The sequence below is a fragment of the Arthrobacter sp. AOP36-A1-22 genome (assembly GCF_052377615.1).
Classification (GTDB): domain Bacteria; phylum Actinomycetota; class Actinomycetes; order Actinomycetales; family Micrococcaceae; genus Arthrobacter_H.
Genome location: NZ_JBQSWX010000004.1, coordinates 13,461 through 24,906 on the forward strand (window position 1 = coordinate 13,461; position 11,446 = coordinate 24,906).

Annotated in this window: 7 protein-coding genes; 1 reads left to right on the top strand and 6 read right to left on the bottom strand. The window is 68.5% G+C overall.

Annotated features, from left to right (window positions below; translation table 11 throughout):
* Nucleotides 1-57: 57 nt before the first annotated feature.
* Nucleotides 58-3,711 carry a TM0106 family RecB-like putative nuclease gene (locus tag ACT3S2_RS03585; protein ID WP_444561243.1) on the bottom strand — a complete coding sequence of 1,218 codons (3,654 nt, stop codon included), beginning with the start codon at nt 3,709-3,711 and terminating at the stop codon, nt 58-60.
* Between the two features lie 214 nt (nt 3,712-3,925).
* Here ACT3S2_RS03585 and ACT3S2_RS03590 point away from each other — a divergent pair, with 214 nt between their 5' ends.
* On the top strand, nt 3,926-4,114 hold the full coding sequence (locus tag ACT3S2_RS03590) for a hypothetical protein (protein ID WP_444555041.1): 189 nt from the start codon (nt 3,926-3,928) through the stop codon (nt 4,112-4,114).
* A gap of 119 nt (nt 4,115-4,233) precedes the next feature.
* Here the strand turns inward: ACT3S2_RS03590 and ACT3S2_RS03595 are convergent, their stop codons facing one another.
* The 5 genes from ACT3S2_RS03595 to ACT3S2_RS03615 form a co-directional block, all read right to left on the bottom strand.
* Nucleotides 4,234-6,015 carry an MFS transporter gene (locus ACT3S2_RS03595; protein WP_444555042.1) on the bottom strand — a complete coding sequence of 594 codons (1,782 nt, stop codon included), beginning with the start codon at nt 6,013-6,015 and terminating at the stop codon, nt 4,234-4,236.
* Between the two features lie 42 nt (nt 6,016-6,057).
* Nucleotides 6,058-6,522, bottom strand: coding sequence for a MarR family winged helix-turn-helix transcriptional regulator (locus ACT3S2_RS03600; protein ID WP_444561244.1), 465 nt, complete (start codon nt 6,520-6,522; stop codon nt 6,058-6,060).
* 80 nt (nt 6,523-6,602) lie between these two features.
* Nucleotides 6,603-8,441 (bottom strand): glutaminase A, encoded by a 1,839-nt coding sequence (glsA, locus tag ACT3S2_RS03605; protein ID WP_444561245.1) that lies wholly within the window; start codon nt 8,439-8,441, stop codon nt 6,603-6,605.
* Nucleotides 8,442-8,497: 56 nt separating this feature from the next.
* Nucleotides 8,498-9,715 (bottom strand): serine hydrolase domain-containing protein, encoded by a 1,218-nt coding sequence (locus tag ACT3S2_RS03610; protein ID WP_444555045.1) that lies wholly within the window; start codon nt 9,713-9,715, stop codon nt 8,498-8,500.
* Between the two features lie 13 nt (nt 9,716-9,728).
* Nucleotides 9,729-11,444 (bottom strand): ABC transporter ATP-binding protein, encoded by a 1,716-nt coding sequence (locus ACT3S2_RS03615; protein WP_444555046.1) that lies wholly within the window; start codon nt 11,442-11,444, stop codon nt 9,729-9,731.
* Nucleotides 11,445-11,446: the final 2 nt, after the last annotated feature.

Sequence of the window (11,446 nt, forward strand, 5' to 3'; positions counted from 1 at the left end):
CGCAGGACCTGCCCGGCATCGGGGCGGCTGGCACGGTGAGGCTCCAGCCTTGCTGCTTTAGCCGCAGAGCCCCACGAAAGCCCCGAGTTCGGCCAACCCCTCGGGGCGGGTGGGCAGGAAATTGGTCAGTTCGGGGGAACGGACGATGACGGTACGCCATTGTGCCCGCGACACGGCGACGTTGATCCGGTTGCGGTTGAGCAGGAAATCCATGCCGCGTGGGGTTTCCTCGGCGGCGGAGACCGCCATGGACACCAGCACCACCGGGGCCTCCTGGCCCTGGAACCTGTCCACGGTGCCGACCCGGACGTCCTCGTACCCGGCGGCATCGAGGGCCTCGCGGATCACGTTGACCTGGGCGTTGTAGGCGGCGACGACCAGGATGTCCCTGGGCCCCAACCCGCGGACCGGACTGCGTCCGCCGTCGTCCCAGCGCAGCCCCAGATGCCGGCCGACCTGGGCGGTGATCTCCGCGGCCTCCTCGAGGCTGGAGGTCGCGTTGCCGTGGTGCTCCACCAGCACGGTGCCGACTCCCGGGGCGACCCCCTCGAGGTGGCGCCGCGCGGCGGCCGGGGCCGAGGCCAGGTGCCCGGCATAGCTCAGGACCGAGACCTTCGCACACAGGGCCGGGTGCATGCGCCAGGAATCCGGGAGGAAGTAGCCCAACCGTCCCGGGAGGGTGGCGGCCCCTTCGGAAAGCCAGCCCAGTGCCGAATCGTCGACGGGTTCGGGGTGGGTCCCCTGGGTGACCTGGGGCAGCTGCCGCGGATCACCGAGCAGCAGCAAACGGTCCGCGGCCCGGGCGACGGCGAGCGTATTGGCCAGTGAATACTGCCCGGCTTCGTCGATCACCAGCAGGTCCAGACAGCCGGCGGGAACCTGTTTTCCGGTCATCGTCCAGGCCGTCCCGCCGATCAGCGCCCCGCCCTCGGACTCGAGGAGGGCGGCGAACTTCTTGTCATCGGTCACCGACCAAGGGGAGGGGACGAGGGGGTCCTTGGGCTTCTTGGCCACCCGCTCCGGATCGACCCCCGCCTTGCTGATGGCCGCTCCGAGCATGTTCTCCACGACCGCATGGGATTGGCCGACCACCCCGATCTTCCAGCCGCGGTCCAGCAAGGCGGCGATGACATGGGAGCCGACATGGGTCTTGCCGGTACCGGGAGGGCCCTGGACGGCCAGATAGGAGCGATCCAGGTCGGCGACGGCCTCGGTGATCGCCCCGATATGGTCCCCCCGGCCTTCGTCATCGACGGTGACCGCGGGAAGGCGGCCCAGACTGGCCAGCCGCGGGGTGGACCGGCGCAGGATATCCAGCCCCGGGTGGTGGGGCAGTTTCGGCGGGGTGGTGATCACCGGCAGGGCCTCACCCGGGTCCGAGGTGGGGGAGGGCACCACCAGGGTGGAGCCGACCTGGCGGGCCAGCTCCGCCAACGATTCGCGGATGCTGACGGTCATGATGGGCCGCCCCGGGGTCAGTGCCATGGGTGTCTGCGGGTACGGGGGGATCCTCCCGCTGGATTTCTCGGCGACCGTGAGGACCGTGGCGTGGCCGCTGACCTCCACCGACAATAATGCGGTGTCGAAGATCCCGCCCCGCGCCGCGGGGACCGGATGGCCCTCGGCATCGACCGGGACGTCGGCGCCGGAGGGGACGGGAGGGCCATACATGCGGAACCAGTTGGTGCCGGGGCGCAGATCGGTTCCGTCGGAGGCGGTTCCGGTCAGTTCCAGGACGCGGCGTTCGGTGCGGGCGCGCGGTGGCCGGGTCCAGTCCTCGAGGACTTCGGCGGAGTCCACGAGGAAGACTCCCCGGGTTTCGGCCCAGTCCTCGGTGGGGGATTCGAGCCGGTCGAAGTGGCCCCACCAGAACTGCTTGTCCTCGCGCCGGTGGTAGCCGGTGGCGGCGGCGACCATGGCCACTGCGGCGTGGTCGGCCCGTGCCGCCGGGCGGTCCGCGTCCGGAAGGGATGAGAAATCGGCGTCGAGCTCCAGATAGGACTGCAGCCTCAGTTCCTCGGCGCTGGGCTCATACGCGTCCGGTGCCGGGGCCCCGGTGCCGGGCAGGACGCCGGTGGCCGTGCCGGGCGACGGGTCGGGGGTCGGCTCGTCGGCGGCCAGTGAGAGCAGCCAATCACGCAGGCGCAGCGTGGAGAGGCAGTCGTATTCGTTATAGGCGGAGATCGAGGCCAGGGTCGATGCGGCGGCCTCGGTGTTCCCGGCCTCGCGGTCGGCGGCGTAGATCGCATAGGCCACGACCGAGGCCCCCGCGTTGGTGACTCCGTCCCGCGGGCCATCGGCGCCCATGTAGAGCGGTTCGAGCTTCTTGATCGAATAGGAGCTTTCCGAGATGCGCACCGAATGGCGGACGGTGTCATACAGGTCCACCAGCAGGGACTCGCGCAGCCAGGCATCCACGGTGTCTTCCCCGGCGGTGTGCCGGACCGAGAGGTTGCGCAGCGCAGACTTCTCGTAGGGGGCGTAGTGGTAGACGTGCAGGTCGGGCCACCGCTGACGGCGTTGTTGGATATAGTCCAGGAAGTCCAGGAACGCCCGTTTCTCCCCGGCGCGGGAATGCGCCCAGAACGGGCGGAAGACGGGGGTGCCGGTGTCGTGTTCGATGACGCCGAAGAGATACTCGATACCCCAGGTGCCGGTTTCGGGGTCCTGCCAGAGCGGGTCGCCCTCGAAGTCGAAGAAGATGTCGCCGTCGCTGGGGGCCGGTAGCTCGCCGATGGCATGGGTGGGCTGCACACGGTAGGAGACCGTGTGCTCCCCGACGCTGGCGGACCCGTCGAATTCCATCAGCCCGGTCTGGGCCCTGGCTTGTTCGCGGAGACGGCCCAGACCCGAATCCGGGTCCTCTCCGGCGGGGGCCGGCTGCTCGGCGAGTTGATGCATGGTGGTGATGCCCTCGGCCATCAGGGTCCGCCGTCGTGCCGCAGTCATGCCGCCGATGAGCAGCAGGTCATCGTGGGCGGCGACCTGTTCGGCACAGTAATCACAGGTCCCGCACCGCCGCAGTCCGGGACGGTTCCAGTCAACGGTGGTCCCCGCGGCGCGGTGTTCGGCGGTCAGCCGGCGAAAACGCGTCCGGAGCTCGCGGTAGGCGGGCAGCAGATCGGGCATCGGATGGTCGCTGTGTTCGAGGTCGCCCAGCACCAGGGTCGCCACCGGGGAGGGGTCGAATCCCAGACGTTCGAGCTGGTCCCCGTAGGCGGCCAGTTGCAGCAGTGCGGTGACCCGGGCATGGCGGGCCAGTTTCGAGTCCCAGACGGCGTAGCGGCCGTCGGCCCCGCGGACGATGAAGTCGGCGAACCCGAGGAATTCGCCGTCGAAGAAGGTGGCCTGGAAAACGACGTCGGCCCCGAGGGTGAGGGCCTCGGTGGTGTCGGCAGCCAGCCGTTCAAGCGTGGCCCGGTCCATGGTGGGGGCCTTGTTGATCCGGCGGACCCCCGTGCCGCTGGCCTGGTCCCAGGGACCGTGGGTGTGTTCCAGCTGCTCCAGGACCCGTTGTTCGTGGACATCACCGAGGTCCGCGGCGCGGGATGCCAAGGCGTCCTCGGGGAAGTCTGGTTTCTCGCGGCGGCCCAGTTTGACGTCGAGTTTATACAGACTCTGGTATTCGCATTCGCTGGCCGTGACCAGATCGGAAGCCGAGAAAACCAAGGGTGGCGGCTCGGTGGCCTCCACGGCATCCAGCAGGAACATCCACACTCCTTCTCATCTCAGCCGCGGACCTACCAACGGACAGGGCTCGAATCTAACAGTGCCGACCGACGCTTCGGGAACCAGGCACGTGCCTCTTGTGCTCCGCGTTGCGGGGAACCTACGGTGGCCGGACAGGACAACCGCCGGGTCACCGGGCAGCAAGCCCGCCCAGGGCCCGGGAAGGGACCAATGGAATCCTGGGGAGGAGCGGGCCATGCTGAAGATCATCACCCCCTTGGCCTGGGTGTTCATGGTCGCGACCATCGCCCTCGGCGCCGTCTCGCTGGCCACGGATGCGGACCTCGTTGCCTATATGCTGCCGTGCCTGGCCCTGGCCGTGGCCCTGTCCGTCCTGCGGCTGACACTGATCCGTCGCAGGCACGCGGAGTCCACGGCCGGCTAGGTTCTTGTCCCCGCCTGCCGGTCCGCCAGGGCTGCCGCAGGCACCGCGGCGGCAGGGGACGGCGAAGGCCCGCCCGGCACCAGGTGCCGGACGGGCCAACGGAATCGTGCAAGACCCGGTCAGGGCCCGACGGGCTGCGCCGCCTCCGGGTTCACGATGGTGACATCCGTGTGGGCGGTACGCCAGATCTCCTGGCTGGCGGAGGCGTCCATGAGCGCGGAGAGCCCGCCATGGGTCGGGGCCCCGATGACCAGGGACCTGGCTTGGATGCGGTTGGCATATTCGGCCACCGCTCGTCCGGCACCGGCATGGTCCTCGGGGCGGCCCGGCCCGGTGCCCAACACGTATCCGGCGGCGCCGACGCCTGCGGCGGCGAGGCGATCCAACTGGGCGCGCACGGCTGCCGACGCCGTGTCCAGGTCCTCGCCGTCGATTGCTGCATCACTGGCGATGACCGATTCCAGGACGTGGATCACGTCGACCCGAAGTTTCGCGGCGGCGGCGACCCGCAGGGCCTTGTCCACGATCCGGTCGGCGGAGTCGGAGGAGCCGATGGCCGCCACGACGGCTCCCTGGAGCCCTTCGGGGACGACGGCGGTGGCTGCATGTTCGACGGGGATGATCCGGCGGTCGGCAATGGCCAGGGCGTCTTCGGGTGCTTCGGTGCCCGGTTCCCCGGTGGAGCCTGCCGCCGCTGTATCGGCGGCTTGTGCTTCTTCGGCCTTGCGGAGGAGCTTATGTCCCGACATCAGGATGACCAGGCCGATGACCAGGGCCACGGCGCCGAGGATGAAGGGCACATGCATGTTGTAGTGCTCCACCAGCTTGCCGGCGGCCAGCGGGGCCAGGCCGCCGCCGATGAAGCGGACGAAGCCGTAGGCGGCCGAGGCGACGGAGCGTTCGACCGGTGAGACGGTCATGACGGCCTGGGTGGTGACCGTGTTGTTGATGCCGATGAAGATGCCGGTGGCGATGACCGCCGGAATGAGCACCGAGGTGTTGTGCACCCAGATGCCGATGATCAGGATCGTCACGGCGAAGAGCGAGAGGTTCATGTACAAGGTGCCGGCGATGCCGAGCTTGCGCTGCAGCCAGGGGGCCCCGAAGACGGAGAACCCGGCGACCAGGACACCCCAGCCGAAGAACACGAAGCCCAGGTGGATCGCGTCCAGGCCCATCGGGAAGGGGGCGTAGCCCAGCACGGTGAAGAACGCCCAGTTGTAGAACAGGGCCATCAGCGACATGGTCAGCAGACCGCGGTGGCGCAGGGCCTTCAGCGGATCCAGGATGGAGGTCTTCTTCACGGGTTTGGGCGTGGGCTCCACCAGCACGATGGTGGCGATCAGGGCGATGAGCATCAGGCCGGCGACCCCGAAGAAGGGGCCGCGCCAGGAGATGGAGCCCAGCAGGCCGCCAACCAGCGGCCCGGCGGCCATGCCCAGGCCCAGGGCCGCCTCGTAGAGCACGATGGCCCCGACGAAGCCGCCGCTGGCCGAGGCCACGATGACCGCCAACGAGGTGGCGATGAACATCGCGTTGCCGACACCCCACCCGGCGCGGAAGCCCACGATGCCGTCGATGGACCCGGAGAAGCCGGCCAGGGCGGCGAAGATGACGATGATCGTCAGGCCGTAGACCAGGGTGCGTTTGGCCCCGATGTGGCTGGAGATCCACCCGGTGAAGAGCATCGCGACGGCGGTAACCAGCAGGTAGCTGGTGAACAGCAGCGTCACCTGGCTGGGCGAGGCCTCCAGCTGTTCGGAAATGGCGGGGAGGATGGGGTCCACCAGGCCGATCCCCATGAAGGAGACGACGCAGGCGAAGGCCAGCACCCAGACGGCTTTGGGTTGTTTGAAGGGACTGGCCGGCCGGGAAGGGCTGGTCGTTGGTGCTCCGGTCATCGGTGCTCCAATCGAGGGATATGGGATGGGTTGGTGCTGTGCTTATTTGCCGTCGGGGCGTTGGTCGGGGGCTGCGTCGATGAGCCGGCGCAGGGCCCCGGTCGCGGCGATGATCGAATGCTGATCGGTGGCATCCAGTGCGGCCAGCAGCTCGGCGACGCCTTCGCTGCGGCGTTGGCTCCGGGCGGCCAGGGCTGCCAGGCCGGTGTCCGTGATCGAAATCAGGACGGCTCGACCATCGCTGGGATCGGGGACCTGCTGGACCAGGCCTTCGCGTTTGAGCCGGCCGACGGCCTGGGTCATCGAGGGCTGGCTGACGCCCTCATGGGCGGCCAGTGCCGTCAGGCGGGCGTCTCCATGGCGTTTGAGCGAGGCCAACGCCGAGTAGACGGTCAACGAGTAGTTCCCGGGTGGGGTCAGCCGCCGGGAGAGCCGGAAGAGTTCCTCCAGCAGCCCGGCCACGTCGGAGATTTCCTCCGGCTCGGGGGTCCGCGTCATGTTTTGCATAAGTTATTTATATCAAAGACCTATGCAATTTAAGAAATAATGTGTCCTGGGGAACGACGCCAGCGGGTCGGGTCGGCCCTTCAGCGGTTCGTTTCGTCGTGGAAGGTCTGGTCGCGTTCGCGCACGGCTGCCTCGCGGAAGCTCTGCTCCACGCGGGTGTAGGCGTCGCGGGCCACCGCCTTCCAGAAGGAGAGGGCCAACGACGGATCATCGGCCTCGAGGTGGGCGATGGCTTCGGCGGGCAGTACCTTGAGCTGGACCCGCCCCTCGGCCGTGACGCGCAGGGACTGGCCGCGGTCCCCGCCCAGGGCGATCTCGCCGAAGGTCATGCCGGCGCCCAGGGTCGCATGGCGGAACCGGTGTCCCTGTTGGGTGCTGGTGGTGGCCACCTTGCCCGAGAGGATGAAATAGACGCCGCCGAACTTCTGTCCCACCCGCCGTATGACCTGCCCGTCGTCGTAGGTGCGTTCCTCCATATGCGTTTCAAGGGCAGTGATCTGTTCCGGCTCCAGGGGTCCCACGGCGGGGAAGTCGGGCAGCTGTACGACGTCGGGGACCAGCCCGGGGCCGCCGTGCAGGGCAATGATCCACTCCTCGGCCCACTCCACCGCGTCGTTGCGGGTGCCGAAGACGGGGACGTCGTTGCGTCCGGCGGTCATGGCATCGGCGATGACCCCCTCGGTTTCGATCAGGATCAGCCGGCGTTTCTCCTCGACCAGCCCGTCGCGCACCTCGGAGAGCATGGTCAGGGCCACGTCCCCGACCTCGTCGATCCGGCGCACGTCCAGGATCACCAGCTCCACCTCTTCGGGCAGCGCACTGATGGCCCGGACCATCGACTCGGCGCCGGCGAAGAGCAGGTCCCCGTTCAGTTCGAGGATCTGCGCCCGGTGCCCGTGCTCTTCGAGCACCGCCGCGGCGTCGTCGTTGTGGCGGACCCCGGAGGGAGCCTCGGTCAGGTCGTAGCGTTCGCTGATGACCGAGCGGCCCATGCGGGCCGCCCGGACGAAATGCAGTTCCATGTCCGCGGCCATGCGTTCGGAGGCGGCCACCCCGCGCACGGGGGAGCCGTGCTCGTTCAACGGCGGGGAATAGACCGCCAAGCCCAACTGGCCGGGAAGGACCGCCAGCAGGCCGCCGCCGACCCCGGATTTGGCGGGCATGCCCACGGCGCTGGTCCACGATCCGGCGTCGTCATACATGCCGCAGGTCATCATCACCGAAAGCACCCGCTGGACCGAATCGATCCCCATGACCTCCTTGCCGGTGAGTGGCTGCGTGCCGCCGTTGGCCAGGGTGGCGGCCATGAGGGCCAGATCCCGGGCGTTGACCATCACCGAGCATTGGCGGAAGTAGTTGCGCAGCGCCTTTTCCGGGTCGTGTTCGATGACGTTGAAGCTGCGCAGCAGGTTGGCCATGGCCCGGTTGCGGTGGCCGGTGCGGATCTCCGAGCGGTAGATCGATTCGCGGACCTTCAACGGCCGGCCGGCGAAATCCGAATAGGTGGCCAGGATCCTCTCGAAGCCCTGGCGTCCGCCCGAGCCCTTGATCAGCGAGGTCGCGGCGATGGCCCCGGCGTTGATCATCGCGTTGGCCGGCCGGCCGGTGCCCTCGGAGAGCGAGATCTCGTTGAAGGCATCACCGGAGGGTTCGACGTCGATCTTCTCGTCCACCGCGTCCGGGCCCAGGTCCTCCAGGGCCAGGCCGTAGGTGAACGGCTTGGACACCGATTGGATCGAGAACTCGGTATCGGCATCGCCGACCTCGTAGACGTAGCCGTCGACCGTGGCCAGGCAGATCGCGAAGTCGTCGGGGTTGCCATGGGAGGTCGCGGGGATGTCCTGGTAGGGGGTCCCGTCGCGCAGGCTCGACAATTCGGTGTGCAGCCGTCGCAGGTAGCTCTCGATGGGGGATTGCATACCCACACAGTAGCGGCAGCGCCGGGGCCCCGGCGGGCGAAACCCCGGCCCCGGGACTAGACGATCCGGGCGAGCGCCGCCAGCAGGTCCTTCACGCGCCGGTCCTGGTCCTCGGAGAGCATCTCGTTGATCAGGAAGGAGAAGCCGATGTTCTTGCCCGGCCAGGCCCCGTGGAGTCCGCCGCCGGCACCGGAATGTCCGAAGGCCGGGGCCACGGGGCCGTAGGTGCCGATCGGGTCGGCGAGCTCGTAGCCGAGGCCGAAGCGCAGCGGACGGTCGTTGACCGCGTCGACGCCTTCGGACCAGGTCCCGGTGGCGTCGGCCAGGGCCGTGGGATCCACCAGGGTCTGTCCCGGGGCGGCCAGCTGGGAGTAGAGGCTGGCCATGGATTCGGCGGTGGCGATCCCTCCGCCGGCAGCCAATTGCCCGCGGCGCATCTCCACCGAATTGAAGCAGTCCTTCTCCCCGGTGAGCGAGCCCGCATACATCCGGTCCACGATCCGGCGTCGTTCGGCATCCTTGAGGAAGGTGCTGATCGCGTAGTCATCGGCCCGGAAGATGGTCGCGACCCTTCCGTCGAGTTCCGGGGGCAGTCCCAGGTGCAGGTCCAGGCCCAACGGCTCGGCAAGCAGTTCGCGGATGAGGGTGCCGATGTCCTGGCCGGTGGCCCGGAGCAGCAGCTCGGCCATCAGGTACCCATAGGTGATCGCATGGTAGGCGACCTTCGTCCCCGGTTCCCACAGCGGGGCCTGGGCGGCCAGGATGGAGGCGTTGAGCCGGTTGTCGTACCTGGTGTTTTCCCCGTCGGGTTCGGGGTCCACATAGACCAGCCCGACCGTGTGGTTCAGCAGCATCGACACCGGCACGTCGGCCTTGCCGGCTGCGGCGAACTCCGGCCAGTAGTCGGCGACCGGACGGCGGACGTCGAGTTGGCCGCGGCCGACGACGATCGCGGCTACGGTCGCCACGAGGCCCTTGGTTCCCGAGAACAGCACGGCACGGGTGTTTTCGTCCCAGACGGCCGGGCCGGCCAGTCCCGGTGCCGGGTCCATTCCGGCCTTCACCGTCGTGCCCCCATGGAAACGGGCCACGGGGGCGCCTTCGCGGTAGACACAGAAGGACATCCCGCCGGCGCTGGCCTGGAGGTGTTTGGCGAACGTCTCCTGCAGCATGGCGAAGTCCGCCGCGGGCAGAGCCGCATCGTTATGGGATTGCAGGGTGAGGGATGCCGAACCGCCCGCTGGTGAAGGCGCTGGCGAGGTGTCGGTGGGCATGGTGGGAGCTTCCTTAGAACGTGGGGACATGGTCGAGCAGCTGACGGGTGTAGGCGTGCTGCGGGTTGTTCAGCACCTCTTCCGTGGGGCCCAGATCCACGATCAGTCCGCGCTGCAACACGGCCAGCCGTTGGGAGATATGCCGGGCCAAGGCGATGTTGTGGGTGACGAAGAGCATCGACATCCCGGTGTCCAACTGCAGGGTGCGCAGCAGGTCCAGGATGGAGGCCTGGACGGAGACGTCCAGGGCGGAGGTGATCTCGTCGCAGACCAGGACCGAGGGCGCGTTGACCAGGGCGCGGGCGATGGCAGCACGCTGGCGCTCGCCACCGCTGAGTTCGCCCGGCCGGCGGTCCAGGTAGCTGGAGCCCAGCTTGACCTGGTCCAGCGCCTCGTGCACCAGGGTGCGGCGTTTGCGCCGACTGGATATCCCGGCCATCTCCAAGGGCACCTCCACCGATTCGCAGATGCTGCGCCGCGGATTCAGTGAGGAGAAGGGGCTTTGGAACACGTACTGGATCGCTTGGCGCTCTTCGGCGGTGCGCCCACGGGTCCCCTCGGCCAGTGCGGTGCCACGGAGCGAAACGGTGCCGTGGTAGTCGTCGTTCAGTCCGGCGATGCACCGCGAGAGCGTGGTCTTGCCCGACCCTGATTCGCCCAGCAGCATCATCGACTCGCCCGCCTCGAGTGTGAGGTCGATTCCGTCGAGGATCCGGGCCGGACCGTAGGACAGCTCCAGCCCCGAGACCGAGAGGACCTCGGTGGACGACGACGTTGCGTCCGCGGAAGACTCTGCTGCCGAGGCTTCGGGGATGGTGTTGATACGCGGCTCCCCGGGGGCGTGGGGCCCGGGGATCAGCAGGGGTTGTTCCCCGGTGATCGCCTCCACATCGCCCACCCGGCGTTTGCCGGCCAGGTCGGGAACCGCGGCGAGCAGTTTGCGGGTATAGCGGTGCCGGGGCGAGAACAACACGTCCTGGATGGAGCCCCGTTCGACGACGTCGCCGGACAGCATGACCAGGACCTCGTCGGCGACCGTGGCGACGACGGCCAGATCATGGGTGATGTACAGGCCCGCGACCTGATGCCGTTCGGCCATTTCGTGGATGGTTTCCAGGACCAGTGCCTGCGTGGTGACGTCCAGGCCGGTGGTCGGTTCATCCAGGATCATCACCGAGGGACGGCAGGCGAAGGCCATGGCGATCCCCACGCGCTGCTGCTGTCCACCGGAGAGCTGGTGGGGGTAGCGGCGGCGGTAGGCTGCATCGTTCTGCAGGCCGACCTCGGTGAGGACCTCGTCCACCCGGGCGGCGCGCTCGTGGTCGTTCGCACCAAAGCCGTGGACCTGGAGCGTCTCCAGGACCTGCTCGCCGATCCGCATGGCGGGGTTCAACGACAGCGCGGGGTCCTGCGGGACATAGGAGATGGATCCGCCCCGCAGGACCCGGACCTTCGGGGCGCTGAGCTCGAGCAGGTTGCCCGAGGCCTCTTCGCTACCCAGATGGACGGAGCCGGCGGTCAGTTTCAGGCCCTGGCGGAAATGACCCATGCAGGCCAGGCCCGCGGTGGTCTTCCCCGATCCGGATTCCCCGACCAGCGCCAGGATCCGTCCCGGGTGCAACTCGAAGTCGATCCCGTGCAGGATCTCCTTGCCGGCCAGCGTGGCGACCCGCAGGTCGGTGGCCCGCAGTGCCGCGACGGTTGGTGCTTCGTTCTTCACGGTGTCCATGT

Coding starts and splice junctions, on each gene's coding strand:
- ACT3S2_RS03585 (WP_444561243.1), bottom strand. CDS start 3,711: ATGTTCCTGCTGGATGCCGTGGAGGCCACCGAGCCGCCACCCTTGGTT.
- ACT3S2_RS03590 (WP_444555041.1), top strand. CDS start 3,926: ATGCTGAAGATCATCACCCCCTTGGCCTGGGTGTTCATGGTCGCGACC.
- ACT3S2_RS03595 (WP_444555042.1), bottom strand. CDS start 6,015: ATGACCGGAGCACCAACGACCAGCCCTTCCCGGCCGGCCAGTCCCTTC.
- ACT3S2_RS03600 (WP_444561244.1), bottom strand. CDS start 6,522: ATGCAAAACATGACGCGGACCCCCGAGCCGGAGGAAATCTCCGACGTG.
- glsA (WP_444561245.1), bottom strand. CDS start 8,441: ATGCAATCCCCCATCGAGAGCTACCTGCGACGGCTGCACACCGAATTG.
- ACT3S2_RS03610 (WP_444555045.1), bottom strand. CDS start 9,715: ATGCCCACCGACACCTCGCCAGCGCCTTCACCAGCGGGCGGTTCGGCA.
- ACT3S2_RS03615 (WP_444555046.1), bottom strand. CDS start 11,444: ATGGACACCGTGAAGAACGAAGCACCAACCGTCGCGGCACTGCGGGCC.